This window comes from Pseudocitrobacter corydidari (assembly GCF_021172065.1).
GTDB lineage: Bacteria > Pseudomonadota > Gammaproteobacteria > Enterobacterales > Enterobacteriaceae > Pseudocitrobacter > Pseudocitrobacter corydidari.
This window is the reverse complement of the sequence record NZ_CP087880.1, coordinates 2437198-2455849: the sequence shown is the minus strand read 5'-3', so window position 1 is coordinate 2455849 and position 18652 is coordinate 2437198. Positions and strand designations below refer to the sequence as shown.

General features: G+C 55.4%; 17 protein-coding genes. 8 read left to right on the top strand and 9 right to left on the bottom strand.

All coding sequences use genetic code 11. The annotated features are described in order from the left end of the window. Window positions 1-46: 46 nt before the first annotated feature. On the bottom strand, window positions 47-223 hold the full coding sequence (locus G163CM_RS23605; RefSeq protein ID WP_476748455.1) for a SymE family type I addiction module toxin: 177 nt from the start codon (window positions 221-223) through the stop codon (window positions 47-49). A gap of 419 nt (window positions 224-642) precedes the next feature. On the opposite strand from G163CM_RS23605, the gene G163CM_RS11425 reads away from it, so the two are divergent. The 4 genes from G163CM_RS11425 to G163CM_RS11410 all read left to right on the top strand — a co-directional run bounded on the left by G163CM_RS11425 (window position 643) and on the right by G163CM_RS11410 (window position 5135). Beyond that, window positions 643-1884 (top strand): MFS transporter, encoded by a 1242-nt coding sequence (locus G163CM_RS11425; protein WP_231828263.1) that lies wholly within the window; start codon window positions 643-645, stop codon window positions 1882-1884. Window positions 1885-1900: 16 nt separating this feature from the next. Next, window positions 1901-2929: a sugar phosphate isomerase/epimerase family protein gene (locus G163CM_RS11420; RefSeq protein ID WP_231828262.1), complete on the top strand. Its 1029-nt coding sequence runs from the start codon at window positions 1901-1903 to the stop codon at window positions 2927-2929. Further along, a complete protein-coding gene (locus tag G163CM_RS11415; RefSeq protein WP_231828261.1) occupies window positions 2926-4077 on the top strand; it encodes a Gfo/Idh/MocA family protein in 1152 nt (383 codons plus the stop codon). The genes G163CM_RS11420 and G163CM_RS11415 overlap by 4 nt, the downstream gene beginning before the upstream one ends. Before the next feature lie 77 nt (window positions 4078-4154). Further along, complete coding sequence (locus G163CM_RS11410) at window positions 4155-5135, top strand: LacI family DNA-binding transcriptional regulator (protein WP_015965447.1); 981 nt, start codon at window positions 4155-4157, stop codon at window positions 5133-5135. On the opposite strand, the gene G163CM_RS11405 is transcribed toward G163CM_RS11410, so the two are convergent. The 5 genes from G163CM_RS11405 to G163CM_RS11385 form a co-directional block, all read right to left on the bottom strand. Continuing rightward, complete coding sequence (locus tag G163CM_RS11405) at window positions 5136-6383, bottom strand: mechanosensitive ion channel family protein (RefSeq protein ID WP_231828260.1); 1248 nt, start codon at window positions 6381-6383, stop codon at window positions 5136-5138. A gap of 157 nt (window positions 6384-6540) precedes the next feature. Further along, on the bottom strand, window positions 6541-7194 hold the full coding sequence (gene nfsB, locus G163CM_RS11400; RefSeq protein ID WP_231828259.1) for an oxygen-insensitive NAD(P)H nitroreductase: 654 nt from the start codon (window positions 7192-7194) through the stop codon (window positions 6541-6543). Between the two features lie 123 nt (window positions 7195-7317). Continuing rightward, window positions 7318-7686: an MmcQ/YjbR family DNA-binding protein gene (locus G163CM_RS11395; protein WP_231828258.1), complete on the bottom strand. Its 369-nt coding sequence runs from the start codon at window positions 7684-7686 to the stop codon at window positions 7318-7320. 49 nt (window positions 7687-7735) lie between these two features. Then, complete coding sequence (locus G163CM_RS11390) at window positions 7736-8917, bottom strand: aminotransferase-like domain-containing protein (RefSeq protein WP_015965443.1); 1182 nt, start codon at window positions 8915-8917, stop codon at window positions 7736-7738. Between the two features lie 131 nt (window positions 8918-9048). Continuing rightward, window positions 9049-9627, bottom strand: a complete 579-nt coding sequence (locus G163CM_RS11385) for a TetR/AcrR family transcriptional regulator (RefSeq protein ID WP_231828257.1) — start codon at window positions 9625-9627, stop codon at window positions 9049-9051. A 173-nt stretch (window positions 9628-9800) separates the two neighbouring features. Here G163CM_RS11385 and G163CM_RS11380 point away from each other — a divergent pair, with 173 nt between their 5' ends. Beyond that, a complete protein-coding gene (locus G163CM_RS11380) occupies window positions 9801-10916 on the top strand; it encodes an MBL fold metallo-hydrolase (protein ID WP_231828367.1) in 1116 nt (371 codons plus the stop codon). A gap of 37 nt (window positions 10917-10953) precedes the next feature. Then, window positions 10954-11298, top strand: coding sequence for a RamA family antibiotic efflux transcriptional regulator (locus G163CM_RS11375; protein WP_015965440.1), 345 nt, complete (start codon window positions 10954-10956; stop codon window positions 11296-11298). Between the two features lie 96 nt (window positions 11299-11394). On the opposite strand, the gene G163CM_RS11370 is transcribed toward G163CM_RS11375, so the two are convergent. Further along, the gene (locus G163CM_RS11370) at window positions 11395-12537 is read right to left on the bottom strand and encodes an IS481 family transposase (RefSeq protein ID WP_420851270.1); all 1143 of its coding nucleotides are present in this window, start codon (window positions 12535-12537) and stop codon (window positions 11395-11397) included. A 270-nt stretch (window positions 12538-12807) separates the two neighbouring features. Here G163CM_RS11370 and G163CM_RS11365 point away from each other — a divergent pair, with 270 nt between their 5' ends. Continuing rightward, on the top strand, window positions 12808-14430 hold the full coding sequence (locus G163CM_RS11365) for an alpha/beta hydrolase (RefSeq protein ID WP_231828255.1): 1623 nt from the start codon (window positions 12808-12810) through the stop codon (window positions 14428-14430). Here the strand turns inward: G163CM_RS11365 and G163CM_RS11360 are convergent. Then, the gene (locus G163CM_RS11360; protein WP_015965438.1) at window positions 14362-14607 is read right to left on the bottom strand and encodes a DUF1158 domain-containing protein; all 246 of its coding nucleotides are present in this window, start codon (window positions 14605-14607) and stop codon (window positions 14362-14364) included. The two genes, G163CM_RS11365 and G163CM_RS11360, sit on opposite strands and share 69 nt — an antisense overlap. A 500-nt stretch (window positions 14608-15107) precedes the next feature. Here G163CM_RS11360 and G163CM_RS11355 point away from each other — a divergent pair, with 500 nt between their 5' ends. Then, entirely contained in the window at window positions 15108-17831 is a 2724-nt protein-coding gene (locus tag G163CM_RS11355) for a cation-transporting P-type ATPase (protein WP_231828253.1), read from the top strand. Between the two features lie 82 nt (window positions 17832-17913). On the opposite strand, the gene G163CM_RS11350 is transcribed toward G163CM_RS11355, so the two are convergent. Beyond that, window positions 17914-18642, bottom strand: coding sequence for a phosphodiester glycosidase family protein (locus G163CM_RS11350; RefSeq protein WP_015965435.1), 729 nt, complete (start codon window positions 18640-18642; stop codon window positions 17914-17916). Window positions 18643-18652: the final 10 nt, after the last annotated feature.

Here is an 18652-nt window from a genome sequence, read left to right as displayed (position 1 = left end):
GCGAATGAGCAGGGAAGAAAATTAAATCTTCCCGGCTTTTTATTATTTAATTCTCATTCAGCACACTAAACTTCCCGTTCCGCATCCCCTTAACCGCCTGTTTAACCTGATAAAGTTCCCTGCGCAGTTCCTGCACTTCGTTGTTATCCGCGGGCAGGATCAAGCATTCTTCCGAGATCTTCACGGTAATGCCCGTTCCGATCTCAAATCCCGCTTCTTTCAGTCATTTGGCGCTGATTTTGACTACCGGTGTGTCTCTGCGGTTGGGCAGATAACCCACGGTACAGCGGCGCTGTGTTTTGGAAAGGGTGACTTCTGGCGTAATAACGTGTTCAGCCACGATTAACTACTCCTGTTAGTTGCTTGTGGTGAGCGGTGGTTAAGGGTTGCCGCCCTTAACCACTGCGTTATATATCAGTCAGTAACCTGTGCAAAAACGTCTGTTTTCGTGCACGCATTATTGCCCGGTGGCGCTACGCTTACCGGGCCTACAAACATCGCACCCGTGCGGATCCCGCGCCCTCTATTTTAATCGTGACCCATCTCCCAGATCCTACTCATGATCCGTGATCTTCTTTTTGTAATCGATTACTTTTCTTTTCAGGGTTAAATGTAATCGATTACTTTTTGAGGGTGGCAAACATGGTGTCAACAACCGAAAGTAGTAATGGTCTCACCGTTCAGCATCGTATGCTGGTTCCACGGTTGTCGTTAATGATGTTTATGCAGTTCTTTATCTGGGGCAGTTGGTCGGTCACGCTTGGGCTGGTGATGACCCAACACAACATGTCGCTGTTAATTGGCGATGCGTTCTCCGCAGGCCCTATCGCCTCAATTCTTTCCCCGTTCGTACTGGGCATGTTGGTGGATCGCTTCTTTGCGTCGCAGAAAGTGATGGCGGTGATGCATCTGCTGGGCGCGGCGATCCTCTGGTTTGTGCCTCAGGCGTTAGTGGCGCAAAACGGTTCTCTGCTGATTGCGCTACTGTTTGGCTATACGCTTTGCTATATGCCGACCCTGGCGTTGACCAATAACATTGCCTTCCACAGCCTGGCGAATGTCGATAAAACGTTCCCGGTGGTGCGCGTGTTCGGCACCATTGGCTGGATTGTGGCGGGTATTTTTATCGGCGTGACGGGGATTTCCGATACCACCGGCATCTTTACCCTGGCGGCGATTTGCTCGGTGGCGCTGGCGGTCTACAGCCTGACGTTACCGCATACACCGGCTCCGGCAAAAGGGTTACCGGTGAAGCTGCGCGATCTCTTTTGCGCCGATGCTTTCGCGCTGCTGAAAACGCGTCATTTCCTGGTCTTTGCTATCTGCGCGACGCTGATCTCCATTCCGCTAGGCACCTATTACGCGTATACCGCGTCCTATCTTGCCGATGCGGGCGTGGGAGATGTCAGTACGGCGATGTCCTTCGGCCAGATGTCCGAAATTTTCTTCATGCTGGTTATTCCCCTGCTGTTCCGCCGTCTGGGCGTGAAGTACATGTTGCTCATCGGCATGCTGGCGTGGTTTGTGCGTTATGCCTTCTTTGCGCTGGGCGTCAGCGAAGAGGGGCGTTTCCTGCTGTATCTCGGCATTTTGCTGCACGGCGTATGTTACGACTTCTTCTTTGTGGTGGGCTTTATCTACACCGACCGCGTGGCGGGCGAGAAGGTGAAAGGGCAGGCGCAAAGTATGGTGGTGATGTTTACCTACGGTATCGGCATGCTGCTGGGCTCGCAGATTTCCGGGGCGCTCTACAACCGTTTGGTCGCCGGGCACAGCGTGCCGCAGGCATGGGTAACCTTTTGGTGGATCCCGGCGGTTGCCGCCGCCGTTATTGCCATTATTCTCCTCTTCTCGTTTAAGTATGACGATAAGACGCAGGCGTAGTGTTTAAGGAGGTGGTATGAAAACAATCAAAGGACCGGGAATTTTTCTTTCTCAGTTTATCGCAGGCGATGCGCCCTTTAATACCCTGGATGGCCTGGCGGAATGGGCTGCCGGGCTGGGTTATAAAGCACTGCAAATTCCCTGCAATCATCCGGCGATATTTGACCTGGAAAAGGCGGTTGTCAGCCAGACTTACTGCGATGAGATTCGCGGTAGGTTGGCTGAAAAAGGGCTGGAGGTAAGCGAGTTGTCTACGCATCTGGAAGGGCAACTGGTGGCGGTGCATCCGGCCTATGATGATGCGTTCGATCACTTCGCGCCCGCTGCGCTGCGCGGCAACCCGCAGGCGCGTCAGCAGTGGGCGGTAGAGACGGTGAAGAAAGCCGCGCAGGCATCCGCCCGGCTGGGATTATCGGCGCACGCGACCTTTTCTGGTGCGCTGGCGTGGCCCTATTTTTACCCCTGGCCGCCGCACAATGCTGCCCTGTTGCAGGACGCCTTTGCTGAGCAGGCGCGTCGCTGGCGGCCAATTCTGGATGTGTTTGATGAGCACGGCGTGAACCTGTGTTATGAAATTCATCCCGGCGAGGATCTGCACGATGGCCTGACGTTTGAGCGTTTTCTGGAAGGTGTAGGAAATCATCCGCGCTGCCATATGCTTTACGACCCCAGCCATCTGCACCTGCAAAATATCGACTATCTGGCGTGGATCGATATCTATCATTCACGCATTAAAGCGTTCCACGTTAAAGATGCCGAGTTTGAGCGCAACGGGCGCAGCGGCGTTTACGGCGGCTATCAAAACTGGCTCACCCGAGCCGGGCGCTTTCGGTCACTGGGCGATGGACAAATCGACTTTAAAGGGATTTTCAGCAAATTAACCCAGCATGATTACGACGGTTGGGCGGTGTTGGAGTGGGAGTGTTGCCTGAAATCCGCAGAAGTGGGGGCACGCGAGGGAAGTGAGTTTATTCGTCGGCACATCATCCCGGTGTCCACTCGGGCGTTTGATGATTTTGCCGCCGGCAGCGAGGCAAAGAAATGATTCAGGTGGGAATTATCGGTAGCGGATTTATTGGCCCGGCGCATCTGGAAGCGCTACGTCGCCTCGGTAACGTGCAGGTGGTGGCGTTGTGCGACAGCAGCCTGGCGCACGCGCAGGCTAAAGCAGATGAACTTTCGGTGCCGCACGCGTATGGCGACGTGGACACCTTTCTGGCGCATCCGGGCTTGCAGGTGGTTCATAACTGCACGCCCAATCATCTGCACGCGCAGATTAACCGGCAAATTCTTGCCGCCGGGAAGCATATCTTCTCGGAAAAACCGCTGTGCCTGACGCCAGATGAGGCGCGGGAGCTGGTGACGATGGCGGAGGACGCGGGCGTCGTGCATGGCGTCAGCTTTGTTTATCGCCAGTTCGCGATGGTGCAGCAGGCGGCAAGTATGCAGCGCAGCGGCGCAACCGGGCGGCTGTTCTCGGTTTACGGTAGCTATTTACAGGACTGGATGCTCAACGAGACGGATTTCAACTGGCGCGTGGATGCCGCACAGGGTGGGGCGTCGAGGGCGATGGCGGATATCGGTTCTCACTGGTGCGATACAGTGCAGTTTGTAACCGGCAAGCGCATCGTAGAAGTGATGGCGGATCTCGCAATTGTTTGGCCGACGCGCAAAGCGAATGTTGCAGGTTCCTCAACGTTTAGCCAGCAGACGCAGGCCGTGCAGTACGCGGATTATCCTGTCACTACGGAGGATGCGGGTTCGGTACTGTTTCGTTTTGACGATGGCAGTAAAGGGTGCTTTAGCGTCTCGCAGGTGAGCGCTGGGCGTAAAAATCGCCTCAGCTTTGAGCTCAACGGCAGTGAATGCTCGCTGGCGTGGGATCAGGAAGTGCCGCAGCAGCTGTGGATTGGCAAGCGTGAAGGGGCGAATCAACTACTCAGTGACGATCCTGGATTACTGAATCGGGATATTGCTGGCAGCGCCCATTTCCCCGGTGGCCATATTGAGGGCTGGCCGGACGCCTTCAAAAACATGATGCGGAACTTCTATCGCGCGGTGGCGCAGGGGGAAATGCCGCCAGCCGGGGCGCGTCGATTTGCTTCCTTCCACGATGGTGCAAATGTGATGTATATCATTGACGCAATTATGAAAAGCCATCAGCAACAGCGTTGGGTGCGCGTGGCGGATTAAGCGTCTGCCCGGTTCGCCGGGCGGCGTTTTTGTGATAGCCTGCAACCAACGCGTTAATAGCAGGATATCTCCTTCCTATGTCCATTCAGAAAATTGCGCGGCTGGCCGGTGTGTCGGTCGCCACGGTGTCGCGCGTGCTGAACAACAGCGACACTGTAAAACCGAAAAACCGCGAGCGGGTACTGCAGGCGATTAAAGAGAGCAACTACCAGCCAAACCTGCTGGCGCGTCAGCTACGCACGGCGCGCAGTTCGATGATCCTCGTGATGGTTTCAAACATCGCCAACCCGTTTTGCGCCGAGGTGGTGAAGGGCATCGAAGAACAGGCCGAGAAAAAGGGTTATCGCATTTTGCTGTGCCATTCCGGTTCTGATATCGAGCGCTCGAAATCCGGTTTACGCTTGCTGACCGGTAAGATGGTCGACGGCATTATCACCATGGATGCATTCAGCAAGTTACCGGAGCTGAAAATGATTATCGGCGATGCGCCATGGGTGCAGTGTGCGGAGTATGCCGATACCGGTGCAGTTTCCTGCGTGGGAATTAACGATGTCGATGCCGCTCAGCATGTAGTGAGTCATCTGGCCGACAGCGGCCGCCAGCGCATTGCGTTGATTAACCATGACCTGAGCTATAAGTATGCCCGCCTGCGTGAGCGTGGTTACAAAAGCGTGCTGCATGTGCGCGAGCTGGATTATCAAAGCGTAGAGTACGCGGCTGAGCTGAGTTCTGCGGCGGGGAAGGCGGCAATGGAAAAATTACTGGCGCAACAGCCGAGGCCGGATGCGGTATTTGCCGTTTCTGATACCCTGGCCGCCGGGGCGATGCGCGCGATTGAACAGGCGGGGCTGAAAGTGCCGCAGGATATCGCCGTCGTGGGATTCGATGGTACAGAGCTTGCGGAGATGGTCTCTCCGCAACTGACGACGGTGCAGCAGCCTTCGCGCGAGATAGGCGCGAAGGCGGTAGAACTGCTGCTGAAAAGAATTGAAAACCCGGCCTCAGTGGCCGAGCGAGTGATGATGGACTGGCGCTTTATTTCGCGCGCCAGTGCCTGATTATTGCGCTTGAATGGCGCCTGCCAGTGAACGAATATCGTTCCCGGTAGGCGACTGATATACGCGCAGGCCAAACTCTTCTACCACCGCGAAAATATGGTCGAAGATATCCGCCTGAATGCTTTCATATTCTGCCCATACTACCGTATTGGTAAAGCAGTATATCTCCATCGGCAGGCCGTTATTATCTGGCGCAAGCTGGCGGACCATCAGCGTCATATCTTTACGAATACGTGGGTGGTTGCGTAAATATTCGTTGAGATAAGCGCGGAACGTGCCGACATTGGTCATTTTACGCAGATTCAATACTGAGGCTTCGCTGCCGTGCTCACGGTTCCATTCATCGATTTCCTGATGACGCGAATCCATATACGGTTTCAGCAGTTTGGCCTGAATCAGGCGCTGCTGTTCCTGCTCATCGAGAAAATGCACGCTGGTGGTATCGATATTAACGCTGCGCTTAATTCGACGACCACCGGACGCAGACATGCCGCTCCAGTTTTTAAAAGAGTCAGAGACCAGCGACCAGGTAGGAATAGTGGTAATGGTGTTATCCCAGTTACGCACTTTTACGGTGGTCAGGCCGATATCCGTGACCGCGCCGTCAGCGCCATATTTCGGCATCTCCAGCCAGTCGCCGAGCTTCAGCATGTCGTTTGCCGAAAGCTGAATACCGGCGACCAGACCAAGAATCGGGTCTTTAAACACCAGCATCAGCACCGCGGCCATCGCGCCGAGACCGCTGATCAGAATCGCCGGGGATTGCCCCAGTAGCAGAGAAATAATCAGAATGCCGACCAGAATGGCGCTGACCAGTTTCACCCCCTGGAATATACCTTTCAGCGGTAACTGAGACGCAGCGGAAAATTTCTGGCTGAGATTAAAGATCACGTCTAATAACGAGAAGAAAGACAGTAGCGCGTAAAGCATGACCCACAGTTGAGCGCAGGTTGTCAGAATTTGCGCCGCATCGCTGCCTTTTTGTAGCCATAAAACGGCCTGTACGTTGACGATAATCCCTTGCAGGGTAAACGCCAGACGATGGAAAAGTTTATTTTGGGTAATGATCTGCAGCCATAATTTGCTGCTGGCCTGTGCGCGTCGTTCAAACGTCCGTAGCACAATGCGGTGCAGGATAATATGTACGACAATTGCGGTAAGTAAAATAATACCAAAGATAATCACCAGGGAACTGGTGTGATTTATTTCGATGCCGAGTTCTTCGACCTGAGCTATCAATTCCTGCATAACATCTCCTTTATAACCAGTGCCTATAATGGCGGCTGGGGGGATATTATGCAAATTGGGGGGAGTGCGGTGCGGTCTTTTGCCGGATGGCGGCTACGCCTTATCCGGCCTACAAGTGAGCAGGCCCGGTAAGCGCAGCGCCACCGGGCATCGCAGTTTAAATCTCAGTCAAGATTTCTGACAGCGGCAGACGTGATTTCGGCAGAGCAGCGTTGAAATCTTCTACGCTGTGGTGACCCACCGGCACGACCACCAGGCTGGTGAAACCTTTCTCTTTCAGAGCAAATTCGGCGTCGAGTACGGCGGCGTCGAAACCTTCAATCGGTACCGCGTCCAGGCCCATCGCGCCCACGCCCAGCAGGAAGTTACCGACGTTCAGGTAAACCTGTTTTGCCATCCACTGATCGTCATCTTTCAGATCTTTGCGGTGCATATCGGCGAAGAAAGTACGACCTTTGTGGTTAGCGGCTTTTGCTTCCGGGGTGGCAAAGCGGCCATCGGCCTCTTCCTGATCGACCACTTTCTCAAGCCAGGCGTCATCCATTGCGGTTTTGGCGCAGAAGACTACCACGTGAGAGGCGTCCAGCATTTTGCGTTCGTTGAAGACATAGTTCCCGGCAGCAGATTTCGCCACGCGCGCTTTGCCTTCATCGGTGCTGGCAACGATAAAGTGCCACGGCTGAGAGTTGGTGCTGGACGGGCTGAATTGCAGCAGCGTCTTCAGGTTGTCTGCCTGCTCAGCGGTCAGTTTTTTGCTGGCGTCGAAGGCTTTAGTGGAATAGCGCTTTTTGGCAACGGAAATGATATCCATAACAACTCCTGAATGATAAAAAGCACCGCTCAGGCGGTGCGTTAAGTCGGGAAAGGGTACAGCGGAGAGGGCGATTTGAGAAGTGTGAAAAATGCGATAACAGTTATTGATAAAAACGGAAAATCATTGAGGACGAAACCGTTTTTGCTCGCGTTTTGGTAACTTATCGACAACGCGCTCCCATGAATCGGTAATCAGTGATTCCAGTAACTCAGGCGTAATATCATCACCCGGATAGACGGAGATCCAGTGCTTTTTATTCATATGGTATCCCGGTTTGATGCTGGGATAGATAGCCTGATTGAGCAGCGAAATTTCCGGGTCTGACTTGAGATTTACAACGGGCAAGCCGCGCGTCCACAGGTTGATCATAAAGATTTTCCCGCCGATACAGAACACATCGTACTCCGGGCCAAACGGCCAGGTCTGCTCGGCAAACGGCATCTCCAGCGCCAGGCGTTTTGCGCTGGCGTGTAATATTTCACTGTCCATAGCTCCTCCGTTGTGCAAAACGGGAACGGCGGTACCGTCCCCGTTACGCTTACAGTGATTTTGCCAGGCGATCGACCGCCTCAACTAACCCCTCGTGGGACACGGTGGAGTAGGAGAGACGCAGCGTCGTGACGTCTGGCGCATCGTTATAAAACGCTTCGCCCGGTACAAAGACCACGCGGTTTTCCAGCGTCTTTTTCAGCCATTCGGTAGCATTGAACGGGTAGCGGAAATGGGCCCACAGGAACATCCCACCTTTCGGACGGCTGAAGGCAAGATGATCGCCCAGTTTGGCTTCCAGCGCACTCGCCAGGGTGTCGCATTTTTTACGATAATCTTCGCGGATCAGCGCAATTTGTGCGGGCAGACGATTAAGCGATAAGTACTGTGCGGTGATTTGCTGAGACAGGGTGCTGGTATGCAGGTCGGTCGCCTGTTTCACGATAATGGCTTTGCTCGCCAGCCACTCCGGCATTACCAGCCAGCCCACGCGCATCCCCGGCGCCAGAATTTTGGAAAAGGTGGAGGTATAGATAACCTGGTCGGTGCAGCCGAGCGCCATAGCGTGTTGATAAAGCGGCTGCGGGCGTTCATCGGTAAAACTGATTTCCCCGTACGGGTCGTCCTCAACGATGATAAAACCGTGCTGTTTGGCCAGCTCAACCAGGCGACGGCGACGCGGTTCGCTGAGGGTTTTGCCGCCAGGGTTGCCAAAGGTAGGCACCAGATACACCACTTTAACCGGGCTGGTTTGCACTAAATCGGCCAGCTGTTCAACCAGCATACCGTCTTCGTCGGTATCGACGCTCTGAATGTTAGCCTGCGCCAGCTGGAAGACCTGCAACGCTGCCAGGTAAGTTGGGCGTTCGACGACCACCACATCGCCAGGGTTAAGCAGCGTGCGGGCGACAATATCCAGCGACTGCTGAGAGCCGGAGGTGATGTAAACCTGTGACGCGTCGCAGGCCACGCCGCGCTGGCGACAAATATCGGCAATCGCCTGACGCAGCGGCGGGTAACCTTCGCTCAGGCTGTACTGCATCGCTTCCTGGAATTGTGACGCCATAACCTGCTGTACCGCGAGTTGAATACCTTCGTTATCAAACAGTTCTGGCGCAGGAATACCGCCGCCGAGCGAGATAACGCCAGGCAGTTTGCTGTGTTTGAGGAGTTCGCGGACGGCGGAAGGTTTCAGCCCTGTGGCGCGCGATGCCAGCTGATGTTCGAACATAATGACCCTGATTTCATGATGATGAGAAGAGGGTCTACTATAAAACAGTCTGCGGCAAAATGGCCGCAGCTTTTTAATTTTCAGAATATCGTGCTGTCAACATGGGGGAATCCGCTATCTGGCGGATGACGTTAAGGCTTTTCCTCGGCCAGTGCGCGCCACATCGCTTCGAAACCCAGCGCTTTGAGTTTATCTGCACGCGCGGGCTGCTGGCTGGCAAATTCAATGGTGGCTTCCGCCAGCGAAAGGAACAGCGCATCGCCGAAGGTTTCGAACTCGCCGGACAGGTAAACCGGGCGCACCGAACGCTGGCACAGGCGGTTGAGTTCCGGGAACATCTCTTTCACCTGGTGTTTTGTCTCTTCGGTGATCTTCTCACTCATCGACATACGACGCATCGCGCGGTTGCCGACCGGATTACGCACGCCCCAGTCGATGTAACTGTTCCAGATACTGTGAATCACCTCTTTCGGCGCTTCAGACTCGCTAAGCCCGGCAATCATCGCCTGGCAAAGGTCGTATTTCAGATGCAGGTAAAGTGCATTAAGCAGATCGTCCTTGGTGGCAAAATAGCGGAACAGGGTGCCTTCAGCGACTCCCGCGTTGCGGGCGATCAGCGCCGTTGAGGCAGCAATGCCGGATTGGGCAAAAGCCACCGTTGCGGCATCCAGTAACGCCTGCTTTTTATCTTCACTCTTGGGACGAGCCACTACACTTTACCTCACTGCGAACAAAAGAAGAGATTGAAACACGCAACCCGGCCTCACTTCAACGAGGCAGGTCAAAATTCGAAAATCGGCTTGACGATTTTTTCTCCCTCTCTCTATAATGAGTGCCTACTCACTCATAATCAAGTTTTTCACGCTGCCTCAGGATGAGGCATCTGTCTGGTCAGGAAATGAAACCTTTCATCATCAGTGTGGTTGTCATCATGCTTATTGCATCCGCAGCGAGTCTGCCTTTTGTTCTGAATGCCGGTTTCGGCCAGGCTCCGCAGGGGGCAGAAAAAAGCCGGGTAGAGGCGTCGCCAAACTACCGCGACGGTGTGTTTAACAATCAGCTGCCGACGCCGGGGTTTACCAGCGACAAAAACATGCTGGTGGCCTGGTGGGAGTTTCTGACGGTCAAACGCGAGAACGCGCGTCCGGCGCAGCCGCTGCCGATGGTCGCCACCGATCTGGCAAATATTCCGTTGCAGGAAGACGTCACGGTTTGGCTGGGCCATTCATCGTGGTACCTGCAACTGGCCGGGAAACGCATTCTGATCGATCCGGTATTCAGCAGCTACGCCGCACCGTTCTCGTTTCTGAATAAAGCGTTTGCCGGTGACTATCCATGGCACGCGAAAAACATGCCGGAAATCGACCTGTTGATTATCTCGCACGATCATTACGACCATCTGGATTACGCGACGATTAAAGCGCTGATCCCAAAGGTAAAAAGGGCGGTGGTCCCGCTGGGCGTAGGATCGCATCTGCGTTACTGGGGAATGAATGAGGAGCGGGTGACCGAGGCAGACTGGCAGGAACAGGTTGAGATCAGCCCGTCGCTCAGCGTGCACGTGCTGCCCGCACGGCATTTCTCCGGGCGCGGTATTAAGCGCAACCAGACCCTTTGGGCCAGCTTTATGTTCGTCACGCCGCAGCGAAAAATTTACTACAGCGGTGATTCTGGCTACGGGCCGCACTTCAAAGCCATTGGTCAGCAGTTTGGTTTTGTCGATGTCGCGATTCTGGAAAATGGTCAGTATGACCAGGACTGGCGCTACATCCATATGCATCCTGAGGAGACAGCCCAGGCCGCCGTTGACCTGCACGCCGCTGCCGTGCTGCCGGGCCATTCCGGGCGCTTTGTGCTGGCGAAGCACACGTGGGATGACCCGTACAAGCGGCTTGCGCAAGCCAGTAAAGGCAAGGCTTATCGCCTGCTGACGCCGATGCAGGGCGAGCAGGTAGAACTTGCCAACCGTACACAACAATTCCGGGCCTGGTGGGAATAATCACCAGCAGTAATAAAAAAAAGAAGGAGAGGGAAGCATGACTATTTCCGCTCAGGTTATCGACACTATCGTTGAGTGGATCGATGACAACCTGCACCAACCGCTTCGCATTGACGATATCGCACGTCACGCGGGCTACTCAAAATGGCACCTGCAACGACTCTTTTTGCAGTACAAAGGCGAGAGTCTGGGGCGCTATATACGCCAGCGCAAACTCAGCCTGGCAGCGCAGGAACTGCGGACGACCAATCAGCGCGTGTATGATATTTGTCTGAAATATGGCTTCGATTCGCAGCAGACATTTACCCGCGTTTTCACCCGCACGTTTAACCAGTCACCGGGCGCGTATCGTCGGGAGAATTATTGTAGCCAGATGCATTAGGGTCGGGGTGCGGCCTTTTTCCCCCTCACCCTAACCCTCTCCCTGTACGGTCCGGGGACATGGTAGACAGGTGTTCGGGGACATGGTGAACACTTTTTAACATCCTTTACCCATGGAGATCGACCTTTTCTTCAGGTCGATCTCCCCCACTTTTGTACTGTACCACCACACTTCATAGCAGCCATCCTCCTGCGTCTCCTTCAGCCCGACCCGCTCTCCCCTGAACGCATTGCCTGCCTTCAGACTGATACCTTTTATGCTCAGCTTCCCGCTGATATCGACCTTCCTCACCATCACCCCTTCATCATATTCCGGTGGCGTAATGCTGTCGCTGTACTGCCTTGCAGACGGCTGATACCGCGAGGCCGGAACGGCCATACCCAGGGCTTCATGGGGCCGTTCAAGGTTATACACCGTACGCCAGTGGTCGAAAGCACGCTGCAGCTCACCGCTGTCTGTGAACCACTTACCCTGCAGTACTTCCGCCTTCAGGCTGCGGTGAAAACGTTCCAGCTTGCCCTGTGTCTGCGGATGGTATGGCCGGGAATGGCCCACCCGGATACCCTGGCGCATCAGCCACAGCTCCAGTGCCGTCCAGGTGCCAGTGGTGTCGCCCCACGGTGAGCCGTTGTCCATCGTCATCCGGTCTGGCAGCCCGTAGCGTTCAAACACGCTGACCAGCTGCTGCTGCACGGTCTCACGGCGTTCATCGGTGCAGGGTGCCAGACACAGGGAGAAACGAGAGTGGTCGTCCAGCAGGGTGAGCGGATGGCAGCGGCCCCCACCGAAGGGGAAGTGGCCCTTAAAATCCATCTGCCAGAGTCGGTTCGGCGCGTCATGTTCGAAGCGCCCTGTGGCCGGAATGCCCGGAGCCGTGCCCGGTAGCAGACCATGACGGGCCATCAGGTTATGGACGGTGCTGAAGGCGGGCATACGGTGTCCCTGGTCTTCGAGCCAGCGCTTTATCTTGCGGGCACCCCAGCGCTCATGACGGGCATGGGCGATGCGCAGCAGGTCAGTGATATCATCCGGAGAACGGTTGGGAGAGTGATGAGGTACGCGGGGACGGTCCAGAAGACCGGATGCGCCTTCCTCAGCCCAGCGACGAAGCCACTTGTAACCGGTGGCGGGAGAAATGCCGTAGTGACGGCAGAGGGAACGGATGTTCGCCCCGTCTTGTGAGGCGAACAGAACAAACTCGGAACGTAATGACATGGTATCTCTCGCATCCCAGGGCATAAGCGACTCCATAAACGGGTTCTTATGCCTTAGTTGTAAGTGTCTACCATGTCCCCGAACAAGTGTTAACCATGTCCCCGGACCGTACACTCCCGCAGGGAGAGGGAACCGATTGTGCTGGTGGTGAGGCATGTGCGGTTTTCTCCCTCTCCCTGCGGGAGAGGGCCGGGGTGAGGGGACACAACCCTTACCTGGTCTCACCTCACCTATTGAAAACAATTCCCATTTGCATTAGCGTTGTTAACAAATTTCAACGGGAATGTGTGTTCGATGAAACTGGCGTGGAGTGGATTACTGATTGGGCTGACGGCGCTGCCTGCCTCGGCGATGGAGTGTGAAACCTCTCCCAACCGGGGCGAGCAGAAGGGCAAGTTTGATGCCAGCGGCGAGGTTTGTTTTACTCTGCCGACGCTGGGGGAGAATTATGTCTCGGCGCGCTTATCGGGCGTGACCGATGCCCGATTGCTGGATGAGCAGAATCGGGCTATCCGCACGCTGGTTTCCGGTGGCCCGGCTGATGGGCAGCATATGTTGCTGTTTTCTCTGCCTGTTAAACAGGCCTCTTCGCTGGTATTACACGGCGAAGCCGGCTCGGCCTGGCATTTCCAGTGGCAAATCAATGAAACTCACGCGCTGGCGGTGGAAGAACAGCAATCACCCGCTAGCCCGCAGCTACAAAAACTCTCACGTGAACTTGCCGCTGGCGGGAATACTGACGCGTTCTGGCGGGCTCGCCAACAGGAAGGTACGCCGATGGTGGAGCCAGTCGACGCGCAGCATAAGCGGGTAACCTTTCTGTGGCGCGGCGCGCGTAGCAATGTTTATCTGTTGGGCTCGCCCGGCGGCGATCATGATGCGCTGTTTCGCTTAGGGCAGTCGGACGTCTGGTTTCGCAGTTACATCGTGCCTGCCGATACGCTGATGCAGTACAAGCTCGCCCCGGATGTACCGAAAGTCGCGGGGAGTTTACGCGAGCAACAGCGCGCCATTCAGGTCAGCGCGCAGGCGGATCCGCTCAATCCGCTGACGCTGAGCCCAGTAAACCTCGATCGCTGGAACCGCTTTTCTCTACTGGCGCTGCCAGCTTCCCGTTATTTCTCCGCACAACGCATGGCGCAGCCGATCCGCTATGGCAGCCTGACGCGCCATTCGTTGAGTAGCCATCATCTTGGCAACAGCCGCGAAATCAAAATCTATCGCCCCCGCGTCGCGCAGCCCGCACGCTGGACGCTGTTTATGTTTGATGGGCAAAACTGGCAGGATGAGTATCGCACCGCTAACGTGCTGGATGGCCTGATAGCCCGTCATCTGCTGCCGCCGATTAATATTGTTTTCATTGATAGCCTGGACCACGCAAGACGCGGAAAAGAGCTGCCGCCTAATCCCCATTTTGCGGATTTTATGGCGCATGAACTGGTGCCGTTCCTGCAACGCCAGGGCATTACGCTTGCGCGGCAGAAAACGATTCTGGCCGGGTCGAGCTACGGTGGGCTGGCCTCCTCATGGGTTGCGCTGCGCTATCCGCGTCTGTTTGGCAATGTGCTGAGCCTCTCGGGCTCTTACTGGTGGACGCCGAAAGGCGAACCGGTGAACTGGCTCGCCCGGCAATATGCGCAGTCGCCGCGCTACCCATTACGCTTCTGGTTACAGGCCGGGCAGTTTGAGAGCAGCGGGCCCGGCGGCGGCAACTATCGCCACACGCTGGCTTTTGAGAAGGTACTGCGAGAGAAAGGGTATCCGGTCAGTTTTCATGCATCATCCAGCGGCCACGATTACGCCGGATGGAGTGAAGCGCTGGTGCTGGGGTTGCGTGATTTAACCGGCTTAGCGCACGGCAAACCAGCGACGCCAGACGTAACGCAGAACAAAGTACTCTACAGCGCCAAGCACTAAGAACCACAGGCAAAACAGCAGGGTATAGAACTGGTCGAGATCCATCAAATGGAAGGTGTCGACCAGTTTTTGCGCCAGCGTTAAGCCGAGAGAGGGCGCCGGTAGCAGCAGGCAAGAGAGGAGTGCCATAAGCAAAATACCGGCGGCAGAAATCAGGGTTTCGAGCGGGTGTTTCATGCGATGTTAATCTTAAGTTAAAAACCATATTTTCCGGCAATAGGCGGCATAACGCAATAACTCTTGGCAAACATATTTTAAAATATAAAAAACAACCACTACGTATTAATTCGTAGATGAATTAAATAAATATTCTTGGGTTTAAATGAACGCTAATTTACGTAAATAATCGTCATGTTTAACCCAGTAATTTTACAAATGTATAGGTGCTGTAGCCGATCAGCGTTGCAACGATGATTGCAGCGGCGATGTACAGCGCCAGGCGGCGTCCGCGGTAGATTCCGAACATAATTTATCTCCGTTTAGTTTGAGTTTAAGAACATTCTGTAATATTAATATTATTAAATCAACTGGCATCATCTTTGAATTTTATTGGATAGCGAATGTTGCGTGAGATCAATTTTTTCATCCGCAAGGATTAATAATTATTAAATCGTCTTAGCCTTGGCCAGAAATGATTTCAGGCCTTCCGTATACAGGAATTTAGAAGGAAATTTATCGTGTCTAAAATGATGAATCCGCAGAACGTGCCGCCAACGGGGGGGAACACCCACCGGCAGGCTTATCAGCAAACCATTGCCCAGATCCTTGAGCAAAAGCAGACCCAGCCGGAAGGCCTGAGCCAGGCCGAGGCCGCAGAGCGCTTGCACAAGCTCGGCCCGAATGCGCTGCCGCAGAAGAAAGGTAAGCCCGCGTGGCTGCGCTTCCTCGCGCACTTCAACGACGTCCTGATCTACATCCTGCTGGCCGCTGCCGTGATGACGGCGGTGATGGGTCACTGGGTCGATACCGCCGTGATTCTCGGCGTGACGGTCATCAACGCGCTGATTGGTTATATCCAGGAGAGCAACGCGGAGAAATCGCTGCAAAGCATTCGCAATATGCTCTCCAGCGACGCACAGGTGATCCGCGAGGGCAAACACGCCACCATCCCGACCACCGATCTGGTGCCGGGCGATGTCGTGGTGCTGCGTGCGGGCGACCGTATTCCGGCGGATATGCGCCTGATTGAAGCGCATAACCTGCGCGTGGAAGAGGCGATTCTTACCGGTGAGTCGACGGTTGTCGATAAGCACACCGACGCGCTGACCGGCGACCTGCCGCTGGGCGATCGCACCAATATGCTGTTCTCGGGCACCACCGTGAGCGCGGGTGGTGGCGTAGGCGTGGTTGTGGCGACCGGGCAGGCGACCGAGCTTGGCCGCATCAACCAGATGATGGCTGATGTCGAAACTAACCGTACGCCGCTACTGGTGCAGATGGACAAACTCGGTAAAGCTATTTTCGTCATTATTCTGGCGATGATGGCGGTACTGTTCGTGTTCAGCGTCCTGCTGCGCGATATGCCGATGGGCGAATTGCTGCTGTCGCTGATTAGCCTTGCCGTCGCGGCGGTACCCGAGGGTTTACCGGCGATCATCTCGATTATCCTCTCGTTGGGCGTACAGGCGATGGCGCGCAAGCGGGCGATTATTCGTAAGCTGCCAACCGTTGAGACGCTGGGCGCGATGACCGTGGTGTGCTCTGATAAAACCGGCACTCTGACCATGAATGAGATGACCGTAAAAGCGGTGATCACCGCCGATAGCTGCTACCGCGTGGATGGCGACAGCTACGAGCCGGTCGGAAATCTCTATCTTGAGGGCAGCAACGAGCCGGTAAAAGTACAGCCTTACACGGTGCTGGAAAAATATCTGCGCACGATTGATCTCTGTAACGACAGCCAGCTGGTACGCAATGAGCTGGGCCACTGGGGCATTACCGGCGGGCCGACCGAAGGCGCGCTGAAGGTACTGGCAACGAAAGCGTCGCTGGAGCCGGTAACCACGCAGTTGGTGGCAAAGATCCCGTTTGACTCGCAGTACAAGTACATGGCAACGCACTACAAGCTGGATGCGGAAGAGTGGGTGATGGTCACCGGCGCGCCAGACGTACTGTTTGCACTGTGTGAGCAGCAGCAGACCGCACGTGGCCTGGCGACGTTCGACCGCGCATACTGGGAGTCCGAGATGGAGCGCTTTGCTCGTCAGGGCCTGCGTATGGTGGCAGCGGCCATTAAACCCGCTGACATCGGCGCGACCACGCTGGACCACAGCGACCTCCAGCAGGGCCTTATCTTCCTCGGTATCGCCGGGATGATGGACCCGCCGCGCCCGGAAGCGGTGGATGCGATCCACACCTGCCAGACGGCGGGGATCCGCGTGAAAATGATCACCGGCGATCACCCGCAAACGGCGATGAGTATTGGCCAGATGCTGGGCATTCACAACAGCACCGAAGCGATGACCGGCTACCAGCTGGAGCACATGGATGACGACGAGCTGGCAAAAGCGGCGGTGGAGTATGACATCTTTGCCCGTACCAGCCCGGAGCACAAACTGCGTCTGGTTAAGGCGTTGCAGAAAAACGGCGAAGTGGTTGGGATGACCGGTGACGGCGTGAACGACGCGCCAGCACTGCGTCAGGCTGATGTCGGCATTGCGATGGGGATTAAAGGCACCGAAGTCACCAAAGAGGCGGCGGACATGGTGTTGACCGACGATAACTTCGCGACCATCGCCAGTTCGGTTAAAGAGGGGCGTCGGGTGTACGACAACCTGAAGAAGACGATCCTCTTTATCATGCCAACCAACCTGGCGCAGGGTCTGCTGGTGGTGATTGCCCTGCTGGCAGGGAATATGATCCCGCTGACGCCGGTGCTGATTTTGTGGATGAACATGGCGACCTCCGCGACGCTGTCCTTCGGCCTGGCCTTCGAAGCCGCCGAGCGTAACGTGATGAATCGCCCGCCGCGTAAAACCGGCCAGCACGTCATGGACGCGTTTGCGGTCTGGCGTGTGGCGTTTGTCGGCTCGATGATTGCCATCAGCGCCTTCATTCTTGAGGCCTGGCTGGCGCCGCGCGGCCACAGTGCAGAGTTTGTCCGCACCGTGCTGTTGCAGATGCTGGTGACCGCGCAGTGGATGTACATGATTAACTGCCGTAACACCGACGGTTTCTCTATCAACCGTGGCCTGCTGAAGAACAAAGGTATCTGGATGGTGACGGGCGTTCTGTTGCTGCTGCAGCTGGCGATTATCTATCTGCCGGTGATGCAGATGATGTTCGGCACCGAAGCGCTGCCTGCTCGCTACTGGTTCGTGACGCTGGCGATGGGTGCGGTGATGTTCTTCATCGTCGAGATTGAGAAGCGCCTGACGCGCAGATTCCGCAAGGCTGCTTAATTGAAAAATGCCCGGTGGCGCTTCGCTTACCGGGCCTACTCACTTGTAGGCCGGATAAGGCGTAGCCGCCATCCGGCAATGCTCAGGACGACGTTTTCCTCTCCACCGTAATCATCGTGACAAACGGATGATACTGCCACGGTACCGAACTTCCCTTCTGATACATCTTCGAAATCGTGCCATCGAGATACAGCATCTGCTTGATATCCAGCTTTGACTGCGCGTAGCAGGCGAAATCATAAAAATTGGTTTCTTTGGCGCTCAGCATAAACACCACGCGACCCTGACGGTTAATCCCCACGGCATTACGTAATTTTCGCGAACTGGCCGACGGTTTAAGACGCCAGTTTATCGTGCCGTTTTCAATCAGCATCGGGCCGGACTGCACCGCGTAATCCATGCCTTTGGTGCTTTTCAGCGCATCGAGCGTCACAATCCCCGCTTTCTGATCCTTGAGATAAAACACGCCGCCCGGGCGAATAAAAAAGTTGCCGCCGCCGGATGCGCGGTTAACCGGCGCGAGCTTTTTTCCCTTTTCGATATAGAGCCCCAGCGGCGCATAATCTTTGCCATAAATGCCGCCGTTCATCGCCATCAGCACCTGCCCGTTACCGTTGATATCTGCCAGCAGCGAATAGAGCGAGCCCCAGGCTTTGCCGTCCGGTTTCTTCCAGCGCAGGGTGATATTTTCCTGTTGGCGATCAACCTCATAGCTTTGCACCTGAAGCGACGGGTCGGTTAGCGTGCAGGCGGCATGGGTGACAGAGGCTAACGGAAGCAGCAGGGCGGGCAACAGCCAAAGACGCATCATATCTTCGTTC

Excerpts from the sequence above, each read along its gene's own strand:
- G163CM_RS11410 (WP_015965447.1), top strand. The coding sequence starts at position 4,155 with ATGTCCATTCAGAAAATTGCGCGGCTGGCCGGTGTGTCGGTCGCCACG.
- G163CM_RS11360 (WP_015965438.1), bottom strand. The coding sequence starts at position 14,607 with ATGAAACACCCGCTCGAAACCCTGATTTCTGCCGCCGGTATTTTGCTT.
- G163CM_RS11425 (WP_231828263.1), top strand. The coding sequence starts at position 643 with ATGGTGTCAACAACCGAAAGTAGTAATGGTCTCACCGTTCAGCATCGT.
- G163CM_RS11405 (WP_231828260.1), bottom strand. The coding sequence starts at position 6,383 with ATGCAGGAATTGATAGCTCAGGTCGAAGAACTCGGCATCGAAATAAAT.
- nfsB (WP_231828259.1), bottom strand. The coding sequence starts at position 7,194 with ATGGATATCATTTCCGTTGCCAAAAAGCGCTATTCCACTAAAGCCTTC.
- G163CM_RS11375 (WP_015965440.1), top strand. The coding sequence starts at position 10,954 with ATGACTATTTCCGCTCAGGTTATCGACACTATCGTTGAGTGGATCGAT.
- G163CM_RS11390 (WP_015965443.1), bottom strand. The coding sequence starts at position 8,917 with ATGTTCGAACATCAGCTGGCATCGCGCGCCACAGGGCTGAAACCTTCC.
- G163CM_RS11395 (WP_231828258.1), bottom strand. The coding sequence starts at position 7,686 with ATGGACAGTGAAATATTACACGCCAGCGCAAAACGCCTGGCGCTGGAG.
- G163CM_RS11350 (WP_015965435.1), bottom strand. The coding sequence starts at position 18,642 with ATGATGCGTCTTTGGCTGTTGCCCGCCCTGCTGCTTCCGTTAGCCTCT.
- G163CM_RS11365 (WP_231828255.1), top strand. The coding sequence starts at position 12,808 with ATGAAACTGGCGTGGAGTGGATTACTGATTGGGCTGACGGCGCTGCCT.
- G163CM_RS11420 (WP_231828262.1), top strand. The coding sequence starts at position 1,901 with ATGAAAACAATCAAAGGACCGGGAATTTTTCTTTCTCAGTTTATCGCA.
- G163CM_RS11415 (WP_231828261.1), top strand. The coding sequence starts at position 2,926 with ATGATTCAGGTGGGAATTATCGGTAGCGGATTTATTGGCCCGGCGCAT.
- G163CM_RS11370 (WP_420851270.1), bottom strand. The coding sequence starts at position 12,537 with ATGCCCTGGGATGCGAGAGATACCATGTCATTACGTTCCGAGTTTGTT.